Genomic DNA, 26,376 nt, shown 5'->3' on the forward strand with positions numbered 1-26,376 from the left:
TTTCCCGGGTGTGATGAGAGGTTTTGTCCTCTCTCGTGGGAATACACGCACTTGACAGGCCACAGCGTGTTTACGCATATGTCGTCAGCTGTGAACCGTGCTGTCGGCTTCCCGACTTTCGCCACGGATGGAGTTATGCGCAACCGCAATTCGCGGGTCCGGACCAAGGTCACGGCTCTCATCATGTCGCTCGTCGCGCTCTGGGGTTTCGCGGCATGGGTCACGTTACGTGAGGGCCTGAACCTTCTGTGGATCTCCACCCTGGACTCCGGCGTCTCCCAGCCCGCGGAGAAGCTGATCAGCGAACTGCAGCGCGAGCGCAGACTGACCTCGGTGCTGCTGGGCGCGCCCGGCCCGTCCCCCCAGCAACGGGACCTCCTGGCGGCCCAGCGGACCCAGACCCTGGCGGCGGGGGCGGTCTTCCATCGGGTCCTCGGCGACGGCGAGGTGCGCAGGGCGGCCACCGACGTGGTCATGCGGCGCATTGTCGCCGCCGACCAGGCGCTGCAGGACCTGGCGTCCCTGCGCCGCAAGGTCGACGCCGGTCAAATCGACAGATACACCGCCGAAGGCACGTTCACCGACGTCATCGAGTCGTTCTACCGCATCTACGACGTGCTGGCGATCTTGGATGACCAGGATTTCGCCAAGGACACCCGCACCCTCCTGGCGATGGCCCGCGCCAAGGAACTCCTGTCGCGCGAGGACTCCCTCGTGGCAGGAGCCCTGGAGAGCGGGAGGTTCGGCAGGACCGACCGGGTCAAGTTCACCCAGATCGTGGGCGCTCAGCGGCTCTTCCTCGGCAGGGCCTCGGCCGAGCTGCCGGAGCGGGACCGCGCCGCCTACGACCGGCTGACCGCGAGCGACCCCTTCAAGCGCTTCCACTACATGGAGGACCAGCTCATCCAGGGCGACCAGGCGAACGCCCAGGCGTCCATCGGCAAGAACTCCTGGCGGATCGCCGCCGAGACCGTGATCGCCCAGCTCGACAAGCTCATCGAGGACAGCGGCGACGCGCTGGTCCAGCGCGCCACTCCCCTCGCCGTCGGGGTCGTCGTGCGGCTGGCGCTCGCGGGCGGCCTCGGACTGCTCGCGGTCATCGCCTCGATCGTCCTGTCGATCACCACGGCACGCTCCCTGGTACGGCGCCTGGAAGAGCTCAAGAACGCCGCCCTGGAACTCGCCGCACGCCGCCTGCCCGGCGTCGTCGAACGGCTCGGGCGTGGCGACGAGGTCGACGTCGCCGCCGAGGCACCGCCCCTCGCGGTCGGCGACGACGCGATCGGCCAGGTCGGCCGGGCGTTCAACACCGTCCAGGAGACCGCCATCCGTGTCGCGGTCGAGCAGGCCGAGCTGCGGCGCAGCCACCGCCTCATCCTGCTGAACCTCGCCCGGCGCACCCAGTCACTCGTCCACCGGCAGCTGACCGTCCTGGACGCCATGGAACGGCGTGAGACCGAACCGGCCGAGCTGGCCGACCTGTTCCGGATCGACCACCTGGCCACCCGGATGCGGCGCAACGCCGAGAACCTCATTATCCTCTCGGGAGCCTCCCCCGGCCGCTCCTGGCGGCGGTCGGTGCCGATGGTCGACGTCGTGCGCGGCGCGCTCGCCGAGATCGAGGACTACACCCAGGTCACGCTGATGCCCATGGGCGAGGCCGAACTGGCCGGTCGCGCCGTGGGCGACGTGATCCACCTGCTCGCCGAGCTCATCGAGAACGCCGTGTCGTTCTCGCCGCCCTACGCGTCGGTGCAGGTGAGCGGGCAGGAGGTCGCCAAGGGCTACGTCATCGAGATCGAGGACCGGGGTCTCGGCATGAGCCCGGAAGACCTCGCCGCCGCCAACGAACGGATCGTCGACCCGCCCGAGTTCAAGCCGACCGACACTCCGCGACTCGGCCTGTACGTGGTCAGCCGCCTCACTTCACGGCACCACATCCAGGTCACGCTGAAGGCCTCCGCATACGGCGGCACGACCGTCGTCGTCCTGATTCCGCGTGAGTTGATCAGCGGCGATCTCGAACCCGAAGCCGATGTGGACCCGGCGAACGACCACGACGCGGAGCGGAGACCGCCGTCCGGCACCACGGAGCCGGCGCAGGGCGGTCACGCCGCCGCCGTTCTCGCGGCGCCGACGGCACCCGAAGCGGAAAGGCCCGCGGGCGGGGCGCCCTCCTCGTCCGCCGCCGCGGAAGCGGACCCGACCCATCGCAACGGCACGGACGCGGAGTCGGCTCCGCCGAGGCGCGACGGCACCATCGTCGAAACGGACCTGCCGCGCCGCAATGGCTCGCCTTCGGAAAGCGACATTTCACGTCGAAAAGGGTCGTCATTGATGAGCGACTTGCCGCGCCGCACCCCCGCGCCGACGGAGACCGACCTGCCCCGGCGCAGCACATCCCTCGCGGAGACGGACCTGCCGAAGCGTGAGCGTGGAACCGCCGCCGGTGACCTCCCGGCTCCGGACGCCGCGCCCGAGCCCAGGCTCACGCCCTCCGGGCTGCCGCGCCGGGTGGCGCAGGCCAATCTCGCGCCCGAACTGCGCGGGGAGCCCGCCGCCCCCGGCGACGACCCATCGGACGACGGGCCCTCGCCGGAGGAGATGCGCAGGCTCATGGGGTCCTTCCAGAGCGGCACCGAGCGTGGCCGTTCCGAGGCCGCCAGGATGCCGCGCCGGCTGGACGCCGAGCGGCCGCCGGAGGACCCCCCACCCGCTCGGCCGCAGTGAGCGCGCCCGCGCGGATGATCGTCCGGCGGGCGTGTCGGAGATCATGTAGAAGACGGAATGACAGCATGAGCCGATAAAGAGGACAGCGAGTGATGCAACGGACGAGCTCCCCAGCCGATCTGGCCTGGCTGCTGGACGACCTGGTCGGACGGGTGAGGGAAGCCGAGCACGGAATCGTTCTCTCCACCGACGGCCTGCTCCTCGCCGCGTCGAAAGGGCTCGGCCAGGCCGACGCCGACCACCTGTCCGCCGTGGCGGCGGGCATCCAGAGCCTCGCGCGGGGAGCCAGCGAGCGGTTCGACGGCGGAGCGGTGCGGCAGACCATCGTCGCGCTGAAGTCGGCGTACCTCGTGGTGACCACGGCCGGGCACGGCGCGTGCCTGGCGGTGCTGTGCGCGCACGACGCCGACGTGGGCCTGGTCGCCTACGAGATGAACATGCTCGTCTCCCGCGTCGGCCAGTACCTCACGTCTCCCGCACGCTCGGAGAACCCTTCCCCGAGGAATGAGGGCGCCACATGACGAACCTCTCCGACGACCCCGCCGACGAGAAGTGGGTCGACGACGAGGCGGGCCGCATCGTCCGCCCCTACGTCATGACCCGCGGCCGAACGCAGCCGAGCCGGGGCAAGATCGACCTCATCACCCTCGTGGTGACCATGAACCCGGTCATCTCGGCCGAACCGGGCCTCGGCCCGGAGCACCACGTCATCGTCAAGATCTGCGAACGACCGATGTCCGTCGCGGAGATCGCCGCCCACCTCGACCTTCCCGCGGGCACCGTCCGCGTCCTGCTGGGAGACCTGGTCGACCGTGGGCTCGTGGCGATCCAGGAACCCGCGCGCGAGGCCGACGTCCTCGACCTGGAAACCTACAAGGCGGTGCTCAATGGACTCCGGACGCTCTGACCGCGACTCCGGACGGGTCAAGCTTCCCACCGCGATCAAGATTCTGATCGCGGGCGGGTTCGGGGCGGGCAAGACCACGATGGTGGGCTCGGTTTCCGAAACCAGGCCGCTGCGCACCGAGGAGATGCTGACCGACCGCGGCGTCGGCGTCGACGACCTGTCCGGAGTGGAGGCGAAGACGACCACCACCGTCGCCATGGACTTCGGCCGCATCTCCATCGGCGCCGACCACGTGCTGTACCTGTTCGGCACCCCCGGGCAGCAACGGTTCTGGTTCGTGTGGGACGAGCTGGCGCTCGGCGCCATGGGCGCCGTCGTGATCGCCGACACGCGGCGCCTGGCCGACTGCTTCCCGTCGGTCGACTACTTCGAGCGCCGCGGCACCCCGTTCGTCGTCGCGGTGAACTGCTTCGAGGGCGCCAAGCGCTACGACGTCGAGGAGATCCGGATGGCCCTGGATCTGGGCGGCGGGATCCCGGTGATCCTCTGCGACGCGCGCGAGAAGGAGTCGAGCAAGAACGTGCTCATCACCCTGGTCGAGCACGCCATGGAGATCCGGGCCTCCCGCCTGGCCGCCACCGGACGGACAGCGCTGCGATGAGCGGGCAGGGAACGCCATGCGGACATCCTCGGTCGAGGCGTGCGCGCCGCGGATGACCGCGGCGCACTCGAACGCGAGCGAGAGCCCGATCAGCGCGGTCCTCGCCCCCGCCGCACGCACCGTCTGCCGCGCCCGGCCCGGGCCGCCCGGCTGGGACCGGTGGTAGGGAGACGCGCCTCAGCCGGCCGTCCAGCGACGGAGTTTCTCGGGGTTGCGTACCACCCAGATGTGCTTGATCCGGTCGTCCTCGACCTCGAACGCGAACACCGTCACGGTGACGCCGTCCTGCTGAGCCACCAGGCCGGGCTGGCCGTTGACCGTGCACTCCAGGTACGTCATGTCGCCGGGCCTCCGCTCGGCGATCTCGATCCAGGCGCGCGCGATCTGCTCGCCGCCTTCGATGGGGTGCAGGAAGGTGACGGCGAGGCCGCCGCCGTCGGCGATCGCCGTGGCGTCGGGGTCGAGCAGGCCGATCAGGGCCTCGATGTCCTTGGCCTCCCATGCCTGCTTGAAGTCCCTGATGATGCCGGCGCGCTGGGTCGCCGGAGTCGCAGAGGGCTGCGAGGCCCGGATGCGGCAGGTCTCCTGGACGGCGTCCTCGGCCTCGGCCAGGGAGCCCAGGAGCCGGTAGGCGATATTGATCAGCTGGCGCCGCTCGCTCATGATCGCGTCCAGGCCGGGATCGGGCCGGCCGTGCCCCGGCCGGGATGGGGTGGTCATGGTGCCGACTGCTCCCTCGGTCGTATCTGTCCTCCCAAGTTCGACAAGGCAGCGCACCGGAATGTGAGGCCGGTACGTCACCTCACATCAGCTTGCGCGATGTGCAAGGCGTGGGTGAACCCTGCGGCCGGCACGGCGGGGGCGTCGCCGGTGAGATCTCCCGCGGCGACCTCGTTGACGAAACTGGTCGACGAGACCTTCGCCGCGATCCGCGCCGCGCTCACCCACCGCCTAGCGATCATTCGATCGAACCGATGACCTCCCCGCCCAGCCGCAGGGACTCCACAGCCCACCGGAGCCCCCCGCCCTGCGCGGAGGCGACGTTCCGCCGGCCGCCGTGGATGGACGGCCGCGAGCGCGGGTGACCTCGGCGTGTTCGCCCGGGCGTCAGCCGGTCGATGTGAGGTGGTCGACGAGCGCGGCGCGGAACGCGGCCGGCTGGTCCAGGTGCGGTCCGTGGCCCGAGTCCGGGATCACCACCTCGCGGTAGCGACCGTAGGTGTCGAGCACCGCGCGGGTCTGCGCGACCATCGGCTGCGCCGGGAACGTCCCCGCGCCCGGCCAGCCCGGCACCGCGCCGAGCGCCCCCAGGTGCGCCAGGTCGTACAGCGAGGTGTCGGAGACGATCACATCGTCGGCGCCGCGCAGCCAGAGCACCGGCGGCTTGGGGTCCACGGTGGACAGATCGGCGATCCGGAAGTGGGTGGGCGCCATGGTGTTCAGCACGCCGCGCTCCCCCGGCGCGATCCCGGGCCAGTCGCTCGTCGTGGCGGCGTTGCCCGGGTAGTGGTCGTCGCCGGTGCGGGTGGACAGCATCGACTCGACCAGCATGTCCAGGTGCTCGGGTACGCACGGCGGCTTGACGTAGTGCGCGAGCAGCACGTTGCGCGGCGACAGCGGGGACTCCTCGCCGGTGTCGCCGCTCGCCAGCCGCCGCACGAACTCCGCGTTCGCGCCGCCGGCGCCGGACCCGGCGCCGCTCGGGTGGCACAGCTCCCCGTCGGTGCCGCGGGTACCGCCGAAGCCGTACGGCGACACCGGGTTCACCAGCGTGAGCGACGCGATCGCCGCCGGGTCGTCGAGCAGGTACCGCAGCAGCACCCCGCCGCCCATGCTCCAGCCGACCAGGTGCACCGGCGCGAGGTCCATCGCGGACACCAGCGCGGCCAGGTCGTCGGCGTAGTCGGAGAGCCCGCGGGTGGCGTCCACCGGTTCGGGGTCGGTATCGCCGAAGCCGCGCAGGTCCAGCGCCAGCGGCCGGAAGCCGTCGGGAAGCGCGAGCATCGTCGTCTGCCAGAACAGGCTCGACGACACGTTGCCGTGGACGAACAGCACCGGCGCGCCGGTACGGTTCTCGACCTCCAGCACGTTGACGGTCAGCCGCTTGGTGTCGATCCGGCGGGCGATCACGCCGGGAAGCAGGGGGGTCATGTCTTTCCTCTCAGCCGAGCCAGTTCGCGACCTGTGACTCGACCGCCGGGTACCAGCCGAGTTGAAGATGGTTGGCGCCGGTCACCAGAGCGGTGCCGGCCACGGTGCCGATGCCCACCTTGGACAGCGCGCTGCTCTGGAACACCACGCCGTCGCTGGGCCCGCGGTTCTCGTTGTAGATCCCGACGACGGTGGGCGATCCGCCGGCCAGCAGGTACGTCGCCACCGACGCCGGCACGCCCGCCTGCTGGATCCGGGAGATCAACGAGCCCGCGTCGATGGCGGCCTGGATGCCCGGTCCGGAGGTGTAGAAGCCCTGTCCGCCGTAGTAGGTGGTGTACCAGTCCTGCTGCGTCTGGTCGATGCCGTAGGTGCCGTCGAAGCGCGCCAGCATCTGCCGCTGCCCGGGATAGCAGTCGAACCCGCCGGCCGGCACGAACGAGAACTCCGGGTGGCCGGCGTAGACGCCGTAGCAGGTCATGTACGTGTGCGGCGCGGGCGAGTTGACGCTGCCGCCGCATTCCGGCCAGATCGAGAAGTCGTGCGCCCAGCCGTGCGCGAACGGATAGTCGTAGCCGGCGTTCGGGCCGCCGAGCGTGATCAGCTTGCGTACGTCGCCGGCGTACGAACGGCCCCAGCTCGGCTTGACCGACGACACGTACATCCGCGCCGACATCTCACCCTTGCTCCAGCCCACCAGGTCCACAGCGGACACGCCGAGCTTGGCCTTGATGATCGCGACCGCGTCGCCGACCTCCTGGGCCTGCATCAGGTTGTCGCCCTCCTTGTGGGCGAACCCGATCGCGAACACCCGGTACCCGGCCTTCGACAGGTACTGCATCATGCCGGTGCTCGGGCAGCTCACGGCGCCGCAGCCGAAGCCGCCGGACTCGCCGGGGTTGGCCCACGCCCGGTCCGGGTTGTCGTTGGCGCCGTGCACGAGCAGTACCGGAGTGGACTTGGGGTTGGTGTTCCAACCGGGCGCGTGGTACAGCAGGAACCGGCCCGAGAACGGCCGCTTGACGCCGCCGAAGAAGGTCAGGCGCTGGCCGTCCTGGTCGCCGCGGCCGTCCGGCGGGTAGCTCTCCTGCGTGAAGCCGGAGGTGGTGTCCAGGTACCGCTCCACAGCGGACCAACCGTTCGCGACGCTGGTGTAGGTGGCTTCCAGCGTCAGGTGCGAGGGCGCCTCGGCATGGGCCTCGGCCGGTACCAGCAACGCGGCCAGCACTACCGCGACAGTCCATAAGCGACGCATCGGGTCTCCTGTCTACAGGGTTTCGGCCACCGCGGCGGCGCCGCGCGCGGCGAGCAGGATCGTGTAGTGGTTGGTGTCGCCGATGGTGCGCACCGGCATCCGGGCGGCGATCGGCGCCGGGTCCGGGTACAGGGCCGGCGGCGCGCCGAGAAGCCCGTACTCGGCGCGCAGGAACAGCGCTTCGTGCCGCAGCCGCGACCACGCGCCGGCCAGCGCGTCGCCGGTGTAGATGTCGATCGAGTCGTCCCCGACCGCGTCGGCCGACACCTTGCTGCGCAGGCATCCCTCCTCGCCGGTCAGGTCGTGGTCCACGTAGGACTCGATGGCCGGCGTCCAGTCGGCGAACGCCGGATGCGCCCGCCAGTAGGCCCGGTAGGCGTCGCGGTCGCGGAAGCGCATGGTGAGCCGGTCGGCGGCCGGGCCGATCACCGCGGCGAGCCGCGCCTCGGGCGTGTCGCCCGGCGGCAGCGGCAGCGGCGGGCCACCGTCCACGAGCACCAGCCGCCGCACCCGCTCCGGGTGCCGGTCGGCCAGGACCAGCGTCACGAAGCCCCCCATCGAATGCCCGGCCACGACCGCGTCGGCGCATCCCAGCGCGTCCAAGGCCGCCACGCAGTCGTCGGCGTGCCGCGCCATCCCGTACGGACCGGGCAGCGCGCCGCTGTCGCCGCGCCCGCGCAGGTCAGGCGCGACCAGCATGGTGTCCTCCGGCAACCGCTCCGCGACGAGCTGCCAGGCCCTGTGCGAGGACGTCACGCCGTGCACGGCCAGCACCACCCGGGTACCGGTGCCCCACACGCCGACGGCCAGCTCGCCACCCGGAACCGGTACGCCCACCCGGCGGTACGCGGTCATCGCCCGCTCCGGCCGCCGTCGACCGTCTTCCGCACCGAACTCACTCCTGCACCCCCAGGATCCGTGCCACGACCGAGGAGGTACCGGTGAGCACGTCCTCGGGTACCGGCTTGTTGTCGTGCCAGAGCACCCATCGCATGCCGACCATCTCGCCGAGACCCATCAGGGCCCAGGCCATCAGTTCCGGTTCGCCCGGCGGGATCTCACCGGCGTCCATCGCGGCGCGCAGCCGCTCGGTGTACCCCGAGACGATCCGGTCGTAGTGCTGGCGGAGCTGCTGCGGCGCCACGAACTCGGCCTGCCGCATGATCCGGTAGAGCCCCGGATGTTCGGCCACGAACGCGAAGTACGCGGCGAAGCCTGCGCGCTCGGCGGCGAGCCTGGAGTCGCCGGGCTCGGCCGCCTCGGTCATCGCCCGCCGTACCCGATGGTTCAGGTCGGCGACCAGCTCCTCGAACAGCTCCCGCTTGCCGGCGAAATAGATGTAGAACGTTCCCTGCGCGACGCCGGCGGCTTCGGTGATCTTCACGATCGAGGCGTCGTGGTATCCCAGCTCCGCGAACACGTTCTCGGCGGCGTTGAGGATGCGCTGCCGGGTGCGATTACCCTTCGCGCCCAGCCGGCGGCCCCCGTCGGCGATGCCCGTCATCCCAGCTCCTTGGCCATGTCGCGTAGCATGTCCCGCCGCACCTTGCCGAGCCCGGTGGTCGGCAGGCTGTCCACGAAGGTCACTCGGGCCGGCACCTTGAAGCCGGCGAGACGTTCCCGGCACCAGGCCCGCAGCGCCTCGCCGTCCACGGTGGCCCGCGCGACCACGAACGCGACGCCGACCGCGCCCCACCGCTCGTCCGGTACGCCGACCACCGTGGCGTCGGCCACGGCCGGGTTCGCCCGGAGCACCCGCTCCACTTCGGCGGGCGCGACGTTCTCTCCGCCGGAGACGTACCTGTCGTCGAGCCGGCCGACGATCCTGTACCAGCCGCGCTCGTCGCGCTCGGCCAGGTCGCCGGTGTGCAGCCAGCCGCGGTGCGGCGGACCGCCCCAGTACCCGCCGAACACGGCCGGCCCGCGCACCAGCAGCTCGCCGGTGCCCGGCCCGGCGGGCGCTCCGGCCAGTGCGACCTCGACGCCGGGGTACGGCACGCCTGCCCAGCCCGCCGAGGCATGCACGTCGGAGGGGGGTACGCAGAGCACGTTCGGCCCGGCCTCGGTCAGCCCGTAGCCCTGGCACAGCGGCACGCCTCGCGCCCACCAGGCGCGGGCCGGCTCCCCCGGCAACGCCGCGCCGCCGGCGATCGCCAGCCGTACCGAGGACAGGTCGGCGGCGCCGAACGAGGCGCTGTCGGCCATCATCCGGTACATCGTGGGCACCGCCATCGTGACGGTCGCCTCCGCCAGGCGGCGCAGCGCCCGGTCGGCGTCGAACTCGGGCTCCACGACCAGCGTCGCCCCGCGCGCCAGCGCCAGCAGCGGCAGCACCGTCCAGCCGCCCACGTGGTACTGCGGCAGCAGTTGCAGCACCACGTCGTCCGGTTCGAGCCGGGCCACGCCGTCGAGCGCCTCGCCGGTGGCGACGCACATCCGATGGCTGAGTGGCACACCACGGGGCCGGCCGCTGGATCCGGAGGTGTAGATCAGTAGTACCGGCGCCTCGGGATCGACGTCGGCGGGTTCCGGGGCGGCGGCGCCGGGCCGGACGAGCGGCAGCCGGATCGGCTGGTGCGTGGCGTGACGCAGGGTGTCGGTCGCCAGGCCGGCGCACCCCGGCTCGTGCAGCAGCAGCGCGGGGGTCGCGTCGTCGACCAGCGTGGCCAGCTCGGGCGGACGCAGCCGGTACGGCAGCGGCGTGAGGACCGCACCGGCACGGGCGCACCCGTACAGCAGCGCGATCTGCTCGATGGACGAGCGGCACAGCGTCGCGACGCGGTCGCCGGGCCGGACCCGGCCGCGCAGCCAGGCCGCCCACGCGTCGGCCCGCGCGTCCAGCTCGCCGTAGCCGACCGCGTCGTCGCCGCAGCGCAACGCGGTACGGCCGGAGCCGGCGTGGCGCCGCAACTGGGCCGAGAGGTCGGTTGGATCAGACATTCACGCCCCTGAACCTGAGAAGTGAATCGCCTGTCATATTTGACCCATCGGCGCGGTACGTCAAGACCGAGGGGTGAGGTACACGCGGGCTCAGCCCTTCACGGCGCCCGACAGCATGCCGCGAATGAAACTGCGCTGGAAGAACAGGTAGAGCCCGACGATGGGCAGCGACATGAGCACCGCCGCGGCGGCCAGCAGGTTGACCTGCACGAGGTAGCGGCCCGAGAACATGCCGAGTCCCAGCGTCAGCGGCTCCTGGTAGCCCTCGGTGAGGTCGTAGGACAGGAAGTCGTAGTACAGCGGGACGATGATCGACTCCATCGGGATCATGATCCAGACCTCGACGAGACCACCACGGCGCCCGCCGAAGACCTGACCCCCCACAACGCCGGCCGGTCATCGGCGTCCCCTTACGCCTGCCAGAAGGGCCTTTTCGAGGTAAAAAAGATGGTGCGCCTTCCTTGGGACCCGCAGGCGCGAAGGAGCCGACGCATCATGACCACCCCAGAGAATCCGCCGTTGCTTTCCGTTACGCTCGGCACGCACGGAAACGTCGTGGTCGCCCATGTGCGCGGCGAGATGGACTACCACTCCGCGCCGCTGGTGCGGCAGGGCCTGTCGCAGGCGTGGGCCCTGCCGGACGTCGCCACCGTGATCGTGGATCTGTCAGCCGTGAGCTTCTGCGACTCCATGGGGCTCAGCGAGCTGATCGCCGCTCTGCGGCGCAGTCAGGACACCGGTGTCCCGCTCAGGATCACGGCAGTGCAGCCGCAGGTGGCGCGCCTGTTGCGGTTGACGGGGCTGTGGCGCGTATTCGACATCCGTTCTTCCCTCGCCGAGGCGTTGCCCTCCGAACTCACCGATCAGCCCGAGGAGGCCGGCGACCGGCGGCCACCGGACTGCGACCAGTCGACGGCGCTGACCTCGTCCTGAACCGGCCGGGGTCCGCGCGGCCATTAGAGGGCCGCAACCGCGACAGCCCGCTGGAGACCGCCGGGTACGCCGGGCTGAGTCCGGAACGCGAGGACTACCCGCGGACGCAGATCGCGCACCGATTCCCTCCCGGGACTCACATGATCCCCATCATATAGACTATTCCTACAGGAATAGGGGGATAATCGCCGCGGCGTAGCGGGCTCAGGGCCTCGGAGGCGGATCTCAGCAGATGTACTGGGGCTGCTTCCAGAGCCGGAGGAGTTTCTTCGGCACCTGCGGGCAGCCGCCGCTGTCGCCCATGTGCCGCCACCCGCCGTTGCCGAGCTTGCGCCAGACGTGCGGGCCGTCCTGGTAACTGATCGGGTCACCCTTCACGCCGATGTCGCCGATGGCCCAGTAGACGTCCTTGGCCCGCGTCGTCCCGGTGATCTTCCCGTAGTAGACGTGCTTGGGCCCGTCGACCTTGCCGCGCGAGTAATCCTTCGAGTGGTTCCAGTACGCGTCGGCGAGCGCGGCGCGGGTCTTGGCGGTGAGGTGGAGGTTGACGGCCTTGCCCGACGTCTGGGCGGCGTCGGCGGCGAGCGCGGCGCTCCCGCTGCTCACAAGAATCGGGAGGGCGGTGAGGGCGGCGACAGCGGCAACGGTTCTTGGGCGCATACCCATGTGATGCTCGCCGCCGGGGAAAGGTTCACATGGGCGCCCGACCGTACGGCGGCGCCGGAATTCCACTATCGGATTGAGACCCATGTTCCGGTGCGTACCCACACATACTCTCCTCAGCCCGCCCATCGGGTAGCGGCATGCCCCCGGTGCTGGTCGGGAGGATGGACCGGCGGCTCCTGCTGGTCGGCCTGATGGGACTCATGACGCTCGCCAACCTGGCCTCCGCCCTGGCCCCGGACCATCCGTCGCTGGTCGCCGCCCGCGTGCTGGTCGGGGTGGCGATCGGAGGATTCTGGGCCATCGCGGGAGGCCTGGCCGTCCGGCTCGTCCCCGCCCCGTACGTGCCGCGGGCCACCGCGATCGTCTTCGGCGGCGTCGGGGCCGCGAACGTCTTCGGCGTCCCCCTCGGCACGACGATCGGCGAACTGGTGGGCTGGCGGGTCGCGTTCGGCATGCTGAGCGCCCTCGCGCTCGTCGTGCTGGTCGCCCTGCTGGCGGTGCTGCCGCCACTGACCGCGTCCCGGCCTGTCGGTCTGCGGCGGCTGGGCGGCCGGCTCCGCGACCGGGGTGTCCGGGCCGGCATCCTGGCGACCTTCCTGATCGTGACCGGCCACTTCTCGGCCTACACGTTCGTCAGCCCGGTCCTGCAGGGCCTGTCCGGCATCGACGAGCACCTCATCGGGCCGCTGCTGTTCGGGTTCGGCGTGGCGGGCATGGCGGGGAACTTCATCGCGGGTGCGGCCGTGGCCAGGAGGCTCCATCGGACGGTGACGGCCATCGCCGTGCTCCTGGGGGCGGCCGTGCTGCTCTATCCCGTGGCCGGTCTCACCGCTGTGGGCGGGGTGACGCTGCTCGTCGTGTGGGGCCTGGTGTACGGCGGGGTCTCCGTGAGCCTCCAGACCTGGATGATCAAGGCTGCGCCACAGGCGGTCGAGGAGGCCTCCGCCCTATGGGTCGCCGTGTTCAACTTCTCGATCGGTCTCGGCGCGCTCGCCGGCGGCACCATCGTCGACGCCTTGCCGCTCCAGGGCATCCTGTGGCTCGCCGGTGTTCTCATCCTGCTGGCCGGCGTGGCGGTGTGGACCGTACGCGGGAACGCGAGCCTCCGCTGACTCGACGGGCGGCCGCCGACGCTCCCGCCGGAGCCGCCCCGGGCATCAGGTGAAGAATCTCGTCAGCTCCTGGACGACCTTCTCCGGTTGCTCCTCGGGGAGGTAGTGGCCGCTGTCCGGCACCTCGACGACCTGGATGTCGGTCCCCTTGCCGTCCAGCGCCCTCTTCAGGAGCAGGTAGCCGCCCTCCCCTCCACCGAGGGCCAGGACCGGCGCCGTCACCGGGCCGTAGGTCTTCTCGTCGGCGATGTCGCGGCCGAAGGCCCGGTACCAGGAGTTGGCGGCGCGGATCGCGTCCGCGGTGGAGTAGGCATGGGCGTAGACGTCCCGGTCGTGGTCGCCGACGGCGGCCGGATCCTTGATCAGGTAGTCGCACATCCAGTCGATCAGGTACCGCTCCCGCCCGGCCAGCAGCCGTTCGGGCAGGCCGGGGACCTGGTTGAACGCGAACCACCACAGGTAGCGTCCGGGGCCGGCGTGGATGTCGCCGTCGACCTCCTGGCGTCCCGGCAGGGGAAGCAGGGGGTAGTCGTAGAACCGCTGGTCGGGGTGGGCGATGTCCAGCAGCGCGATCCGCCGGGTGCTCCCGGGATGGTTGGCGGCGAACGCCCAGGCGACCATGCCGCCGATGTCGTGCCCGGCGATGTCCACGGCGTCGTGGCCGAGGTGACGTACCAACTGGTGGATGTCGTCGGCCATGGTCCTCTTGTCGTATCCGGTCGCGGGCTTGTCCGAACCGCCCATCCCCCGCAGGTCGACGGCGATCACCCGGTGGCGTTCGGCCAGCGACGGCATGATCTTGCGGAACTCCCACCACGTCTGCGGCCACCCGCCGAGCAGGACCAGCGGTTCCCCCTGGCCACCCGCCACGTAGTGCAGCCGGATCCCGTTGACCTCGGCATGGGCGCTGACGAAGTCCCCCTCCAGCGAACCCGCCAGCTCCGCGTCCGTCACTGCCACTGCCATGCGACTCCTCAGCACAAAGGTACGTATGTACGGAAATCTCGTACCGAATATTGCCCGCCCGAATCGGCGCCCGTCAATCGCCCGGAACGAACAGTCCGGAGATGTCGTACGATCGCGGCATGGCCGCCCTTCTGCACCCGGATCGCGAGCAGTTGCGACTGGAGGACGTCCTCGCCGCACTGGGTCACCCGGTCCGCATGAAGATCGTCCGGGCGATCGCCTCGGGTGAGGAGACCTACTGCGGGGCCATCGAGACCGGAGCGCCGAAGTCCACGCTCACCCACCACTGGCGGGTGCTGCGCGAGAGCGGCGTGATCCACCTGCGCCACTCGGGGCGCAGGAACTACCTCACTCTGCGCAGGGAAGACCTCGACGCGCGCTTCCCCGGACTCCTCACCGTCGTGTTCAGCGACGACGCCGACGGCCACGCCGCCCCCGCCCCGCCACCGGCCCCGCACTGAAGCGACGGGCGCCCCCGGCGCCCGGAAACCGGTTGAGGCTTCCTTCCGCGTTCCTGTACGGTGCCTGCTGCCCATCGCAGTGAGGACAGAGGACGAGACCGCGTGACCCCGCCTGCTCTTCGGATCTGACACTTTCTTCCGCTCACCTGTAGCCGACCCGCGCGTCGGTTCTGCCGGGCTGCCCGCGTGCGCCCGGTCATACAGCGTTTGAGGCCGCGCGTAATCGGCCTCGTGTCAGATCCAGAGAGATCATGTCTTCACAACCTCATACTGCGCTGCCCTGGGTCGTTCGCCGGACCAGGCTGCCTCTGCTGTCGTCGCGGTGCGTGGACTGCCGGTCGGAGTCGGCCACCACCGGCGAGGGCAGGTTCCGCGTCAACGCCAACGGCAAGCTGCTGGACGTGTGGCTGCTGGTCCGCTGCGTGTCCTGCGGCCGGACGAGCAAGCTCACTGTGCACGAGCGAGCGCCGGTCAGATCCTTCGACCCGGCCGAGCTCGACGGCTACCACGCCAACGACCCGGAGCTGGTGGCGTCCACGCTGCTGGATCCGTTGCTCGCCCGGCGCAACCGCTTCACCCTGGACTGGAGGGGGGCCTGGCGGCTGGACACCCCGTCGCCATGGGTCGACGAGGCGTGGCCGGTCCAGGTCGAGGTCGTCTTCGAGGATCCGGTGCCGGTGCGCCCGGAGCGGCTCATCGCGCAGGGGCTCGGCCTCAGCAGGAACGAGGTCCTGCGCCGGATCAAGTGCGACATTCCGCTGCACCGTCCGACGAGCGCCGGGTTCGCTTTCACCGTGATGGCCGGGGACTAGCGGGGATGTAGCGACAAGGCACCACGTGCTGACTCGCCACCGTCACCGGCCGAGTGGTCGCCGCTCAAGGGCCGGCGCGGGCGTCCGGGCTTTCGTCCTCGACGAAGGCGGAAGCTCGGACGCGCTGCCGGCGGCCTGCGGCGGCCCTCCCCGCGTGCACGCGCATCGGCTCAGGCGGGCTGGTCCTTCTCGGAAGCGAGCCAGGCCTGGAGGTTCTCCGGGTTGATCGGCACCGAGATGTGCTCCTGCGTGATCAGCCACTTGTCACCTGACCGTCGGCAGCAAACGGTCGCCCGTACCCAGATCGCGGTCTGGAGCCCGTTCGGTCGCGTTCCCGTGTCCAGGTGCAGCATGTTCGCGACCGCGACGTCTCCACTCGTCGCGATGGTCAGGTCGTGCGTCTCCAGGCCGATGGGGCCGTCGTAGCCGTCGAACCACCGCACGAAGTTGCGGCGGACCTCTTCGGTTCCCACGTACTGCAGAGGGGGGACGACATCGTAATAGACGATGTCGGAAGAATAGAGCGACATGAGTCGGTCGATGTCCTTCGTCTGACAGGCGGCGACTCGGTTGTCGAGGAGCGCCCTGACCTCGGACTCGTTCGAAGTCATCGTGTTCTCCGTTCAAGAATTCCGACCGTGACCGGCTTCGCCGGCGATGGCCTTTGTGGTCTCACTGGTTCGACACCGCAGCCCTTGGAAATGTGAGGTGCCACGGCGGCCACGCCGGGATTCTCCGGGACGGGCTCGCGGGGTTCAGGCGACGGTGGCCGGGGAGGCGGCGCGCAGCGGCGCGAGGGCGGTGCTCCAGGCGACGACCATGTCTCGCTTGAGATTCCTGGTGGGCCGAACGCAACCCCCAGAAGCTCCGGCCGTGGACGACAGGCTGACAGAGGTCCATCATGACGCCCGAGGCATAACACCATAGCAATATTAATCTTAGACAAGATAACTCTACGGCCATAGTGTCGGGGCCGTTCGCGAATCGAGAACGGAGTAGGGAGGGATCCACATGCTCACCGTGGCCGCGCCCCGGACGACACCCACGGGATGGACACTGCGGGCCTTCGTCAGCGCGCACGCGGTGGCGATCGCCGGCCAGCCCGTGTTCGCCGGGGTGTACCTGACCGGTGACTACGTCGGTTTGAGCTTGCACACGGCCGGTGCCGACATCGTCACCTCCATCGGGTACCTGCAGGCGATCGTCGCGATCGTCGTCTGGGTCCGGCTGCGCCTGGTCTGGCCGTTCCTCATCACGTTGGCGGTGGTGGCGGCCGAGACCGTGCAGTACTTCGCCGGGTTGGACGGCGCGCTGTGGTTGCACCTCCCGCTGGGGGTGATGACGATCGTCGCGGTCGTGATGCAGTTCATCGACGTGTGGCGGCGGCCTCTCCTGCGCGAGGGGGCCGAGAATGCGTGACAGCCGTGGCATGACCAGGCGGCAGGCGCTCGGCATCGGCGGGGCGCTCGGGCTGGTGGCCGCCACCGGGCTGACGAGCGCGGCCGCGCTGGCCCGGCGGCCGTCCGCCACCGGTGCCGAGCTGCGCAGCGCCGTGCCGCTCCCGCCGCCCTTCCAGGTGCCGCTGCCGATCCCCGCCGCGCTGAAGCCGGTCGGCACCTCCGGCGGCGCCGACCGGTACGAGGTGACCCAGCGCGAGGCGACCGCGGAGATCCTGCCCGGCCTGAAGACGCCTCTGTGGACGTACAACGGGACCTTCCCGGGCCCGACGATCGAGTCGCGCCGCGGCCGGCCGATCACCGTGACGCACCGCAACGAACTGCCCGTGCCGACCGTCGTACATCTGCACGGCGGAAGGACCCCGGCGGCCTCCGACGGGTACCCGACCGACCTCGTCCTGCCCGAAGGCTGGCGCGAGGCCCCCATGCGGATGGGGAGCGGCTCCGAGCAGAGCACGCACGGCTCGGACATGAGCATGCAGATGGGGCACGACTCCGGGCACGGCACACAGGACGCGAACGCCGCCATGCGGATGGGGGACGACTCCGGGCAGGGCATGAACGACCCGAGGGCCGTGGTGACCAAGCTGACGCGGGACTACACCTTCCCGCTGGACCAGCGGCCCACGCTGCTGTGGTACCACGACCACCGGATGGACTTCACCGCCCCCGCGATCTGGCGGGGCCTGGCCGGGCTGCACATTGTGCGCGACGACGCCGAGGACGCCCTCGGCCTGCCCGCCGGGCCGCGCGAGCTCCCCCTCATGATCACCGACCGGGCGTTCGCCGCGGACGGCGGCCTCGCCTACCCCTCCCTCGACCCCACGCTGCGAGAGCGACCTGGGGTGCGCGAGCCGTACCTCGCCGGGGTCCTCGGTGACGTGATCCTGGTCAACGGCGCACCGTGGCCCGTGCACGAGGTCGACGCGGCCCGCTACCGGCTGCGCATCCTCAACGCCTCCAACGCCCGCCACTACGAACTCGAAGCGGTCACCGACGACGGGCGCAGCCTCGACCTCGTCCAGATCGGCGCCGACCAGGGACTCCTCGCCGCCCCGGTCACCCACAAGGTGCTGCCGATCGCACCCGCCGAACGCTACGACGTGGTCGTCGACTTCGCCGGCGTCCCGATCGGCGGCCGCGTCAGGGTGGTCAACCGGCTCGGCTCCGGCCGTACCCGGGACGTGATGGCCTTCCGCGTCGCCCGCAAGGCCACCGACGACAGCCGCGTCCCCGGCACCCTGTCCACCGACCTGCCGGCCTGGCGGCGCTCGGACGCCGTCAGGGTGCGCGAGTTCGCCTTCCGCGCCGGGCAGATGAACTCGGGCCACGGCTGGGTCATCGGGGGCCTGCCGTTCGACCCCGCCCGGGCCGACGTCACCACCCGGCTCGGCGACGTCGAGGTCTGGCGGCTCATCGCCGACGTCCACCATCCGGTCCACCTGCACCTGGTCGGCTTCCGGGTGCTCTCGCGGCGCGGCAGGGCGCCACTGGCCCACGACGCGGGACTCAAGGACACCGTCTCACTACGACCCGGTGAAGCCGTGGAGATCATCACCCGGTTCGACGGCTACCGCGGCCGCTACCTCTTCCACTGCCACAACGCCGAACACGAGGACATGGGCATGATGGCCAACCTCGAGATCGTCTAGGCCCCGTGGGGAACAGCGGAACGAGAACGTACGCCAAGCCGTGATCTCGGGGGCCTGACCCGCGATTCTGAAGCGGCGGTGAGGGGGGCTGGGCGTACGCTCCGGTTCCGATCAGTTCTCACGTGTCCAGGCGGGCGTGATCCGCACCTCGCGGAGTCGCCAGCCCGCCGGCGTCCGTACCACGGTGGCGGCCAGTCGCAGGCCGCCTGTGAAGTAGGGCGCCTGGCCGTCGCGGTAGTAGTACACGAGCGAGTTCGCCGAGGCGGCCGCCCGGTCGCCGTCGACGTTCACCAGCAGGTCAGTGGTCATGTGCTGTGCGTGCTGCCCCTCGACCTCACCCTGTCGCATGAAGCCGACGACCTTGTCGATGCCCTGGAGTTCGCCCCCGCGCGGCGAGTGCGCCGCCACATCGTCGGCGAAGACGGTGTCCGCGTCCTCCCACCGCTTCTCGTCGAGCAGGAGCGCGAAGCGGGTGAACAGGTCGGCGATCTCGATACGGTCGGCGATCAAAGTATCCGTGGACACGGCGTCCTCTTTCGTTCGCTGTATTAACGTTCGTCCTTCTAACGTTTCTGACGCGAACGAACCTACATCGTTAGTTGCACTAACGCAACAGGGTAGGATCGGCATCATGACCAGCAGAGCCGAAGCCGCGGACATGCCGCACGACGGCGAGACGAAGACGCCGGACAGACTGCGCCGACGGGCCAGTCGCCTGCTGTCAGGCATGACCACGCAGTCGGACCGGCTGATCAACGAGGGACTGGCCCGGGTCGACGCCCGCAAGTGGCACTACGCCGTGCTGGCCTCGTTGCAGGAACACGGCCCGGGCAGCCAGGCGACGCTGAGCCGACGCACCGGCATCTACCGCAGCGACATGGTCGGCGTCCTCAACGAACTGGCCGAGCGCGGCCTCGTCGCGCGGGCACCGGATCCCGACGACCGCCGCCGCAACGTCATCACGATCACCGCCCAAGGCCGCCGGCACCTGCGCCGCCTCGACAAGGTCCTGGACGACCTCCACGACGAGCTGCTCGCCCCGCTGACCCCTGCCGAACGCGACCAGTTCGTGCAGCTGCTCATCCGCTTGCTGGACCACCACACCCAGCAGGCACCGAATGGCGAGTGAGCCCCTGCATCAGGGGGCCCACTCGCAGTGAGGGCCGGTTCGGCTACATGTCCCCCTGCTTGAGGCCGGTCAGGAACGCCGACCATTCGGCAGGAGTGACGGCCAGGGCGGGGATGGCGGGGTTCTTGCTGTCCCGGACCGCACGAAGGCCGGGCAGATTGGAGGCCACCTCGACACATTCGCCCTGGGCTGCGCTGTAGCTGCTCTTACGCCAACGTGGACTGTGAAGACTTCGCGGCAAGTTGCTTCACCGCTTCCTCTATGAGTAGGAGTGACTGGCTGAATGGCACAGATTCCGCCCGGAGTGCGTCGTACAGGCGGACCAGTTCGGCAATCAATCGACGATCGCTGAAGGTGCGTCCGAAGGGTTGGGCGTCGGTGTAGGCCGCATAAGGAGCCCCATTCCGTTCGGCGATGATGAAGCCGCCAGCCATCCCGCAGTGCGCCCTTACCGTGCGGGGCACGATCTGGATCGCCACGCGGGGATGCCGGGCGACCTCGAGCAGGTGCCGGAGTTGCTCCTGCATGACCTCTATATCACCGATCACGCGGTAGAGCACGGCCTCGTCCATGACCACGTTGAGCACGGGCGGCTCGTCCCGGTAGAGAATGGCCTGCCGCTGCATGCGGTTCGCCAGCCGCTTCTCCAGTTCCTCCTCGATGATCCCCGGTGTGGCGGCGAGGATCTCGCGGGCGTACGCCTCCGTCTGGAGCAGGCCGGGAACGATGGCGGGCTGCCACGCCCTCAGGCAGTCGGCGTCCTGCTCCTCCTCCAGCCATGACCGCAGGTATTCGGGGGCCTTTTTCCAGCCGGTGTCCGCCTGGAGCTTCGTCATCGTGCCGTCGAGGCCGAAGACCTGGTCGCATTTCTCCGCGAAAGGCTTGGAAGGGGAACGCTTGGCCTTCTCGACCATGTTCACCATCGAGTCGGAGTACCGGATGCGCTGGGCCAGTTGCCGCTGGGTGAGCCTGGCGGCCTCACGGCGGCGGCGCAGTTCCATGGCGAAACGAGCGCGCGGGGAGTCATGAGGGTCCGCGTCGCGGTCGGGGGGCATATTGTCACCTGCCTGTCCAAATCGGAATCTTTCGGCGGTTCACCGATGCTTACTCGGACTGTGGCCACAAGTCGAGGAATTCCGCTACCCACCGTAGTCGTTCATTGACAGTCTGATACCTGTTGGCGGCTGGGACAAGCGGAATTCCCCGAGAAAGCGAAAAGGCGGGCCGATGGCGGAGGGAATGCTTCTGGGTGTCACCGAGTTGGCCGGTTCTCCCGAGTCGGCCTCACGTGCCCGGGAGTTCGTCAGAGAGAAACTCGGCGACGACCATCCCGTTCTGGACGATGTGACCCTGCTGGTTTCCGAGGTGGTGACGAACGCCGTCATCCACTCCGCGTCGAAGAACGGCGGAAAGGTCACTCTCGCGCTCGCCGACTGCCACGACCGCATACACGTCGACGTCGTCGACGCGGGAGGAGAGACGGTGCCGCAGGTCCGCCACGAGGATTTCGCCGAGGGAGGGCGAGGCCTTCAATTGGTCGAACTCCTCTCGGACCACTGGAACGTCTGCGAGCACGACGACGGTCGTACGGTCTGGTTCGAGGTGAAGTATTAAGAATTCAAACACGGCGGCACGGGTGAGCGGCCGGTCATTCACCGTCCCGGTGTACGCGTAATTCACCCGCCGCCATCGTTCGTATGTCCCGCCACCTTTCCGGCAACCGCCGGAAACGGGGTCAGGCCATCAGAGCGGGCGGAAGTTCGTGCAGGGAGAGGATGACGTTGACGCCGGCCTCGATCGGCGAGCCCGTGCCCCTGCCCGCCCGGTCGAGCCAGTACGCCCGCAGGCCCGCGTCGCGGGCGCCGACGCCGTCGAGCGCGTACTTGTCCCCCACGTACGCCACCTCCTCCGGCGGCAGCCCCAGAGCCGCGCAGCCCGCCAGGAAGATGCTCGGGGACGGCTTGGCGGCTCCGTGCTCCTCCGAGCAGGTGAGCGCGTCGCCGAAGTACTCCAGCAGCCCGAGGGTGTCGAGCTTGCGGCGCTGGTGGTCGAACGACGAGTTGGTGACGACGCCGAGACGGTAGTCGGGGGCGAGCTTCTGCAGCACGGGCTCGGCGTCCGAGAACGCCTGCCACGCGGCGTCCCGATGCACCCCGTAGCCCGCGAACCAGACGGTCGCCTCGTCGTCGGACAACCCGCCTTCGGGGAGGCGCCCGATGTGCGAGAGGAAGCGCCGCGTCCGTATGCGCTGCTGCTCGGTGAAGGTCAGCTCCCCGGCCAGGTACCGGTCGTACTCCTCGTCCATGATCTGCCGCCAGATCGCCACCGCCTCCCTGTGGGAGGAGAACAAGCCGAGCAACCCTTCGGCCTCGAGATGGCCGAGCAACCCGACCCGCTCGGAGGTCGAGTAGTCGGAAAGCGTGTCGTCCACATCGAAAAGCACGCCCCGGACCACCATCTGGCCTCCACCCCATCCCTTGCCGTGACCGTGAATGTACAGACCGTTCTCTGAGCATCGCACAGCTCCGCCCGCGCGAAACCTCCGGCATTGCGCAGCCTGTCGAGCGGGCACCGAACCGCCTCAGGACACGACGAACCGCCCGCCGCAGGTCAGAGGGTCCGGACGCGACAGAAGTAGCGTTCCACCCGCTGGATATGTCAATATTATTGACGTGTTTCTGGATGAGCGCGACATCGCGCTGTTCTTCCTCGGCTGGCGCAGCTTCGTGGACGACGCGGACACGGTGCTGGCCGAGCACGGGCTCGGCCGGGTGCACCACCGGGTGCTGTACGTGGTGGCCCGCCGCCCCGGCATCGGCGTCGCCGAGCTGAGCGGAGCGCTCGGCATCTCCCGTCAGGCGCTGCACCGGCCGCTGTCGGAGCTGCAGCGCCGCGACCTGGTGACCAGCGAGGTGGCCGCCCACAGCGCCCGCGAGCGCGCGCTGTCGCTCACTCCCGCGGGACAAGCCCTGGAGGAGGCCGCCACGGGCCCTCAGCTCGCGCACCTCGGGAAGGTCTTCGCGGCCGCCGGCCCCGAAGCGGTCCAGGGGTGGCGCGCCGTCATGCGGAGCCTCGCCGAGGACGTCCTCGCCACAGCTCCCCCGACCACCCGCCATCTCGTCGACGGAGGTCCTACCGATGCCTAGCCTCACCGACCAGTTCCTCGGCCTGCCCTCCGGGCGCACGCATCACCGTCTCGACGGGCCGACCGACGCCCCTCTCGTGGTGTTCGTACCGGGCGCCACGCTGCCGATGTTCGTCTGGGACGGCCTCGCCGACGCCGTGGCGGAGGCCGGGTACCGCGTCCTGCGCTACGACCTCCTAGGCCGCGGCGCGTCGGCCGCCCCTCGCATCACCTACGACGCCGAGGCCTACGACCGTCAGCTCACCGAACTGCTCGACGGCGTCCAGGCGACCGGTCCGGTCCATCTGGTGGCGCTCGCGTTCGGCGCGCTCATCGCGGCCCGGTTCGCCGACCGGCACCCGGAACGGGTCGCCAGCCTGACCTACGTCGCGCCGGACGGCTTCGGTGTACGCGAGTCCCCGGCGGTGCGGCTCCTGCACCGTCCGGTGATCGGGGAGGCGCTGCTGAAGGTGGCCGGTACCGCGATGCTGCTGTCCCGCCTGCCCGACTACTCTCCGCGGGCCGACGTCGTGGAGGCGGTGCGCGCCAAGTTCCGGCCGTACGTCTCCGCGCCGGGATTCCAGCGCGCCGTACTGTCCTCGATCCGCGAGATGCCCATCCACGACGCGGCCGCCTGGTACCGCCCGAACAGCGACCGGGGCGTCCCCACGCTCGTGCTCTGGGGCAGCGCCGACCGCGTCACCCCGCTGCCGGACGAGGCACGCCTGTCGGCCGCCCTGCCACACGCCCAGGTACACGTCTTCGACGGCGTCGGCCACCTCCCCCACGCCGAACGCCCAGCCGACACCACAACCGTACTGACCCGCTTCCTCGCCTCGGTCCCCATCTCATGACCCGGCGTGCAGACTGACCACCGTTCACCGGCTGCACGTCAGCCCGGCCGTCATACGGGGCACGGCCCTCCCAGGCGGGCCGTGCCCCGTACGTTCAGTGGGCCGCCTGGGCCTGGGCCCGGACAGAGGTGGCGGCGGGCCGGGAGCCGAAAGTGCTCAGGAAGCGGTCGCGGAAGGTGTCCATCCGCCAGACAGGGGCCTTCGGGCCGGGCCTCAGGCCGTCCTGCCAGCCCCATCCGGAGATCCGGTCCAGGACGGCGTGGTCGTGGGCGACGATCGTGATCGGCACGTCCCGGCTCGCGCCCACGCCGGTGATCAGCGGGGCGGGCTGGTGGTCGCCGAGGAAGACCAGCACCAGGTCGTCTTCGCCGTAGGTCTCCACGTAGGAGATGAGGCTGTTCAGCGAGTACGCGATGGAGCCCCGGTAGGCGGCGCGCACCTTGTCGACGTGCTTCCACACCGCGTCCGGCGACTCGCCGCCCACCTTGTACGCCGACCCGTCCCCGATGGTCTTCCAGTCGGTGAGCTGTGGGGTGGGCACCCAGGGCGCGTGGCTGGTGACCAGGGGGATCTCGGCCATGATCGGGGTGTGCCCGCGCCTGGCACGCTCGTCCCGCTGGAAGGCCGACAGGGTGTACTGGTCGGGCATGGTGCCCCAGTTGAACCGCGGGCCGCGGTAACCGAGGTCCTGCGCGCCGTAGACCTTGTCGTACCCGTAGAACGCCCCCTCCGGCCAGGCCTGCGTGAGGCCGGGCATCACGGCCAGCGTGCGCCAGCCCGCGCGCCGGAAGGCGGTGTTGAGGGTCAGCCGGTTGCTCTTGACCAGGCTGGTGTACCGCTGCTGGTTGTCGATCCACAGGCCCGAGAGCAGGGTGCTGTGGGCCAGCCAGCTACCACCACCCGCCGTCGGCGAGCTGAGGAAGGCGCTGCGCGAGCCGAACCCGGCGGCGCGCAGCCGCCGCGTCCCGGAGTCGAGCGCCGCGTCCACCTGCGGTGCGAGCGCCGGGTCCTCCACCGCGTCCCGCCCGTAGCTCTCGACGAACACCAGCATGACGTCCTTGCCGCGCAGCCCGGTCAGCAGCTCGTCGCCCGGCGTCCGGCGGAAGGCGTCGACGGCGGCCTCGGCGGCGAACGCCTTCTGGTCCTGCAGGCTCACCCGCACCTCCAGCAGCCGGTCGTATGACAGGGCCGCCACCGGCACCCCCGGGACGATCTGCGTGCCGAGCAGGGAGCAGACGACCCAGACGACGCCGAGCACCGGGACGGCGCCGGTGACCGCGGCGTTGCGCCGGACCAGCAGTCGGGTCAGGCGCAGGACCGAAAGGGTCATCAGGACGAGGACCGCGACGGCCAGCAGCGCCACCGCGGCCACGGCGCCGACGGCGCCCACCGACCCCGCCGACACCTGGAGGAACTCCTCGCCGTTCCCCAGTAGCGACCAGTCGAAGACCGGGTTGAACGGCCGGTCGAGGACGGCGTAGAAGCCCATGTCGACCAGCTTCCAGATCGCCAGCACACCGAGGACGACCCCGATGAGCCCCGCCGCCACCCTGCGCGCCGTGCCCGGCAGGACGAGGACGATCGCGGCGCAGAGCAGCCCTTCCACCGGGATCCGCAGGAAGGCCGCGGGCGTGACGCGGCTGACGTCACTCGGCACGATCAGGACGGAAAGAACGAACAGCCACGCCAAGGTCGTGGCCACGGCCGCCCTGATCCGGCGGCCCCTCCCGCGTTCCGCGGCGACGGCTCCTCCCGGGGCGTCGACCGCATGGGCCAGGGGATTTAGGGCGTCGTCCGATAGGTGGTCGTCCTGCGCGGGCGTCCGTTCCTGGGTGGGCAGGCGGTGGGAGCGCGTGGAGAACGACAAGGCGAAGGCCCTTCCGTGCGAAGCCCGGTGATGCTGGTCACTTCCGCGTAGCCGGCTTCTGCGGTGCAGAGGTGCCGGCGGCGCCGACTCTATGTACGCGGGGAAGCGGGCGACGGTTCAGGCGACGAAGCGGATATGGGCGAGCTTTGCGAGGGCGGCCGTCTCACCCACCTCGCGACGCGGTCGTGGTGACCGTCAGCCGCGATCAACGGTCACGGTCGGTGTCACGGTGATGCTCAGGTGGGATCAACGGTCACGGTGAAGGTCAGCCGGAATCAACGGTCACGGTAGGTGTCACGGTCGCGGTAGGCGATGTCGTCCACGGTGCGCGCGAAGTCGTCGTTGATGGCGTCGAACTGCCGCCGGAGGCCGTCCAGGTCCAGCCGCGGGGACTCGCCCTCCGTGGCCGCCAGCAGCAGTTGCTCGTTCTGCCGCCGGGCGTCCTCCTGGGCCTCGCGCACCGCCTCGGTCACCGCCTCCGCGATCGTCTGGCTGTCCAGGCGCATCGCGCGGGGGCCGATCTCGACCTGCTCGATCTTGCCGCTGCCGTCCACGACCGCGCGGATCAACCCGTCGGCGGCCGTGCCCTCCCCCTTGATCTGCCGTAGCTCGTCGAAGGCGCCGGTCATTCTCCGGACGGCCTCATTGCTCTGCCGTACGACCCGATCCAGGTCCTCCACCCGGAAATTGACCGGATCGAAGTCGAACATACGGAAAACCTCCTGCGAGTTGCTGTGTTTCGGCCGCCGCCGGGATCCG

The 26,376-nt window shown here is 70.2% G+C and carries 32 protein-coding genes; 15 read left to right on the plus strand and 17 right to left on the minus strand.

The window, feature by feature from the left end; genetic code table 11:
• Positions 1-135: 135 nt before the first annotated feature.
• The 5 genes from KIK05_RS30080 to KIK05_RS30100 all read left to right on the plus strand — a co-directional run bounded on the left by KIK05_RS30080 (position 136) and on the right by KIK05_RS30100 (position 4,404).
• Positions 136-2,730, plus strand: coding sequence for a sensor histidine kinase (locus KIK05_RS30080; RefSeq protein WP_214414250.1), 2,595 nt, complete (start codon positions 136-138; stop codon positions 2,728-2,730).
• Positions 2,731-2,822: 92 nt separating this feature from the next.
• Positions 2,823-3,251, plus strand: a complete 429-nt coding sequence (locus tag KIK05_RS30085; protein ID WP_214414251.1) for a roadblock/LC7 domain-containing protein — start codon at positions 2,823-2,825, stop codon at positions 3,249-3,251.
• Positions 3,248-3,637, plus strand: coding sequence for a DUF742 domain-containing protein (locus KIK05_RS30090; protein WP_214414252.1), 390 nt, complete (start codon positions 3,248-3,250; stop codon positions 3,635-3,637). Before KIK05_RS30085 ends, KIK05_RS30090 begins: the two co-directional genes overlap by 4 nt.
• Positions 3,618-4,238, plus strand: coding sequence for a GTP-binding protein (locus KIK05_RS30095; RefSeq protein ID WP_214414253.1), 621 nt, complete (start codon positions 3,618-3,620; stop codon positions 4,236-4,238). Before KIK05_RS30090 ends, KIK05_RS30095 begins: the two co-directional genes overlap by 20 nt.
• A 16-nt stretch (positions 4,239-4,254) precedes the next feature.
• Entirely contained in the window at positions 4,255-4,404 is a 150-nt protein-coding gene (locus KIK05_RS30100; protein ID WP_214414254.1) for a hypothetical protein, read from the plus strand.
• Positions 4,405-4,415: 11 nt separating this feature from the next.
• Here KIK05_RS30100 and KIK05_RS30105 read toward each other — a convergent pair whose 3' ends face one another.
• The 8 genes from KIK05_RS30105 to KIK05_RS30140 all read right to left on the minus strand — a co-directional run bounded on the left by KIK05_RS30105 (position 4,416) and on the right by KIK05_RS30140 (position 10,905).
• The gene (locus KIK05_RS30105; RefSeq protein WP_214414255.1) at positions 4,416-4,958 is read right to left on the minus strand and encodes a sigma factor; all 543 of its coding nucleotides are present in this window, start codon (positions 4,956-4,958) and stop codon (positions 4,416-4,418) included.
• A 77-nt stretch (positions 4,959-5,035) separates the two neighbouring features.
• The gene (locus KIK05_RS30110; protein ID WP_214414256.1) at positions 5,036-5,200 is read right to left on the minus strand and encodes a hypothetical protein; all 165 of its coding nucleotides are present in this window, start codon (positions 5,198-5,200) and stop codon (positions 5,036-5,038) included.
• Between the two features lie 145 nt (positions 5,201-5,345).
• On the minus strand, positions 5,346-6,389 hold the full coding sequence (locus KIK05_RS30115) for an alpha/beta fold hydrolase (protein ID WP_214414257.1): 1,044 nt from the start codon (positions 6,387-6,389) through the stop codon (positions 5,346-5,348).
• 10 nt (positions 6,390-6,399) lie between these two features.
• Positions 6,400-7,644: an esterase/lipase family protein gene (locus tag KIK05_RS30120; protein WP_214414258.1), complete on the minus strand. Its 1,245-nt coding sequence runs from the start codon at positions 7,642-7,644 to the stop codon at positions 6,400-6,402.
• Between the two features lie 12 nt (positions 7,645-7,656).
• Positions 7,657-8,499 (minus strand): alpha/beta fold hydrolase, encoded by an 843-nt coding sequence (locus tag KIK05_RS30125; RefSeq protein WP_214414259.1) that lies wholly within the window; start codon positions 8,497-8,499, stop codon positions 7,657-7,659.
• Positions 8,500-8,539: 40 nt separating this feature from the next.
• Complete coding sequence (locus KIK05_RS30130; protein WP_214414260.1) at positions 8,540-9,148, minus strand: TetR/AcrR family transcriptional regulator; 609 nt, start codon at positions 9,146-9,148, stop codon at positions 8,540-8,542.
• Positions 9,145-10,584 (minus strand): class I adenylate-forming enzyme family protein, encoded by a 1,440-nt coding sequence (locus KIK05_RS30135; protein WP_214414261.1) that lies wholly within the window; start codon positions 10,582-10,584, stop codon positions 9,145-9,147. Before KIK05_RS30135 ends, KIK05_RS30130 begins: the two co-directional genes overlap by 4 nt.
• 90 nt (positions 10,585-10,674) lie before the next feature.
• The gene (locus tag KIK05_RS30140; RefSeq protein ID WP_214414262.1) at positions 10,675-10,905 is read right to left on the minus strand and encodes a hypothetical protein; all 231 of its coding nucleotides are present in this window, start codon (positions 10,903-10,905) and stop codon (positions 10,675-10,677) included.
• A 174-nt stretch (positions 10,906-11,079) separates the two neighbouring features.
• On the opposite strand from KIK05_RS30140, the gene KIK05_RS30145 reads away from it, so the two are divergent.
• Positions 11,080-11,517, plus strand: a complete 438-nt coding sequence (locus tag KIK05_RS30145; RefSeq protein ID WP_214414263.1) for an STAS domain-containing protein — start codon at positions 11,080-11,082, stop codon at positions 11,515-11,517.
• 225 nt (positions 11,518-11,742) lie between these two features.
• On the opposite strand, the gene KIK05_RS30150 is transcribed toward KIK05_RS30145, so the two are convergent.
• Positions 11,743-12,123, minus strand: a complete 381-nt coding sequence (locus tag KIK05_RS30150; RefSeq protein WP_214414264.1) for a hypothetical protein — start codon at positions 12,121-12,123, stop codon at positions 11,743-11,745.
• A 197-nt stretch (positions 12,124-12,320) separates the two neighbouring features.
• Between KIK05_RS30150 and KIK05_RS30155 the strand changes: the two genes are divergently transcribed.
• Positions 12,321-13,295, plus strand: a complete 975-nt coding sequence (locus tag KIK05_RS30155; protein WP_214414265.1) for an MFS transporter — start codon at positions 12,321-12,323, stop codon at positions 13,293-13,295.
• Positions 13,296-13,340: 45 nt separating this feature from the next.
• Here KIK05_RS30155 and KIK05_RS30160 read toward each other — a convergent pair whose 3' ends face one another.
• Positions 13,341-14,261, minus strand: coding sequence for an alpha/beta fold hydrolase (locus KIK05_RS30160; protein ID WP_214414266.1), 921 nt, complete (start codon positions 14,259-14,261; stop codon positions 13,341-13,343).
• 119 nt (positions 14,262-14,380) lie between these two features.
• On the opposite strand from KIK05_RS30160, the gene KIK05_RS30165 reads away from it, so the two are divergent.
• Together KIK05_RS30165 and KIK05_RS30170 are read left to right on the plus strand one after the other, a co-directional pair.
• On the plus strand, positions 14,381-14,722 hold the full coding sequence (locus KIK05_RS30165; protein WP_214414267.1) for an ArsR/SmtB family transcription factor: 342 nt from the start codon (positions 14,381-14,383) through the stop codon (positions 14,720-14,722).
• Between the two features lie 251 nt (positions 14,723-14,973).
• Positions 14,974-15,534: a DUF1062 domain-containing protein gene (locus KIK05_RS30170; RefSeq protein WP_214414268.1), complete on the plus strand. Its 561-nt coding sequence runs from the start codon at positions 14,974-14,976 to the stop codon at positions 15,532-15,534.
• A 170-nt stretch (positions 15,535-15,704) separates the two neighbouring features.
• Here KIK05_RS30170 and KIK05_RS30175 read toward each other — a convergent pair whose 3' ends face one another.
• The gene (locus tag KIK05_RS30175; RefSeq protein WP_214414269.1) at positions 15,705-16,145 is read right to left on the minus strand and encodes a YybH family protein; all 441 of its coding nucleotides are present in this window, start codon (positions 16,143-16,145) and stop codon (positions 15,705-15,707) included.
• Between the two features lie 400 nt (positions 16,146-16,545).
• Here KIK05_RS30175 and KIK05_RS30180 point away from each other — a divergent pair, with 400 nt between their 5' ends.
• Complete coding sequence (locus KIK05_RS30180) at positions 16,546-16,953, plus strand: hypothetical protein (RefSeq protein ID WP_214414270.1); 408 nt, start codon at positions 16,546-16,548, stop codon at positions 16,951-16,953.
• The gene (locus KIK05_RS30190; RefSeq protein ID WP_250563704.1) at positions 16,946-18,643 is read left to right on the plus strand and encodes a multicopper oxidase family protein; all 1,698 of its coding nucleotides are present in this window, start codon (positions 16,946-16,948) and stop codon (positions 18,641-18,643) included. The genes KIK05_RS30180 and KIK05_RS30190 overlap by 8 nt, the downstream gene beginning before the upstream one ends.
• A gap of 111 nt (positions 18,644-18,754) precedes the next feature.
• Here the strand turns inward: KIK05_RS30190 and KIK05_RS30195 are convergent, their stop codons facing one another.
• A complete protein-coding gene (locus tag KIK05_RS30195; RefSeq protein WP_214414271.1) occupies positions 18,755-19,168 on the minus strand; it encodes a nuclear transport factor 2 family protein in 414 nt (137 codons plus the stop codon).
• Between the two features lie 106 nt (positions 19,169-19,274).
• Between KIK05_RS30195 and KIK05_RS30200 the strand changes: the two genes are divergently transcribed.
• Positions 19,275-19,772, plus strand: coding sequence for a MarR family winged helix-turn-helix transcriptional regulator (locus KIK05_RS30200; protein ID WP_250563705.1), 498 nt, complete (start codon positions 19,275-19,277; stop codon positions 19,770-19,772).
• Positions 19,773-19,815: 43 nt separating this feature from the next.
• On the opposite strand, the gene KIK05_RS49480 is transcribed toward KIK05_RS30200, so the two are convergent.
• On the minus strand, positions 19,816-19,941 hold the full coding sequence (locus tag KIK05_RS49480) for a DUF397 domain-containing protein (RefSeq protein WP_372455621.1): 126 nt from the start codon (positions 19,939-19,941) through the stop codon (positions 19,816-19,818).
• 37 nt (positions 19,942-19,978) lie between these two features.
• Positions 19,979-20,773, minus strand: a complete 795-nt coding sequence (locus tag KIK05_RS30210; protein ID WP_214414273.1) for a helix-turn-helix domain-containing protein — start codon at positions 20,771-20,773, stop codon at positions 19,979-19,981.
• A gap of 226 nt (positions 20,774-20,999) precedes the next feature.
• Between KIK05_RS30210 and KIK05_RS30215 the strand changes: the two genes are divergently transcribed.
• The gene (locus KIK05_RS30215) at positions 21,000-21,386 is read left to right on the plus strand and encodes an ATP-binding protein (protein WP_214414274.1); all 387 of its coding nucleotides are present in this window, start codon (positions 21,000-21,002) and stop codon (positions 21,384-21,386) included.
• Positions 21,387-21,507: 121 nt separating this feature from the next.
• Here KIK05_RS30215 and KIK05_RS30220 read toward each other — a convergent pair whose 3' ends face one another.
• Positions 21,508-22,215, minus strand: a complete 708-nt coding sequence (locus KIK05_RS30220) for an HAD family hydrolase (protein WP_214414275.1) — start codon at positions 22,213-22,215, stop codon at positions 21,508-21,510.
• Positions 22,216-22,444: 229 nt separating this feature from the next.
• Here KIK05_RS30220 and KIK05_RS30225 point away from each other — a divergent pair, with 229 nt between their 5' ends.
• Entirely contained in the window at positions 22,445-22,918 is a 474-nt protein-coding gene (locus KIK05_RS30225; protein ID WP_214414276.1) for a MarR family winged helix-turn-helix transcriptional regulator, read from the plus strand.
• On the plus strand, positions 22,911-23,750 hold the full coding sequence (locus KIK05_RS30230; RefSeq protein ID WP_214414277.1) for an alpha/beta fold hydrolase: 840 nt from the start codon (positions 22,911-22,913) through the stop codon (positions 23,748-23,750). The genes KIK05_RS30225 and KIK05_RS30230 overlap by 8 nt, the downstream gene beginning before the upstream one ends.
• 94 nt (positions 23,751-23,844) lie before the next feature.
• Here the strand turns inward: KIK05_RS30230 and KIK05_RS30235 are convergent, their stop codons facing one another.
• Together KIK05_RS30235 and KIK05_RS30240 are read right to left on the minus strand one after the other, a co-directional pair.
• The gene (locus KIK05_RS30235) at positions 23,845-25,617 is read right to left on the minus strand and encodes an alkaline phosphatase family protein (RefSeq protein ID WP_214414278.1); all 1,773 of its coding nucleotides are present in this window, start codon (positions 25,615-25,617) and stop codon (positions 23,845-23,847) included.
• Positions 25,618-25,892: 275 nt separating this feature from the next.
• Positions 25,893-26,327, minus strand: coding sequence for a YbaB/EbfC family nucleoid-associated protein (locus KIK05_RS30240; protein WP_214414279.1), 435 nt, complete (start codon positions 26,325-26,327; stop codon positions 25,893-25,895).
• Positions 26,328-26,376: the final 49 nt, after the last annotated feature.

Origin of the sequence: Sphaerisporangium fuscum (assembly GCF_018531465.1) — a bacterium.
Taxonomy (GTDB): domain Bacteria; phylum Actinomycetota; class Actinomycetes; order Streptosporangiales; family Streptosporangiaceae; genus Sphaerisporangium; species Sphaerisporangium fuscum.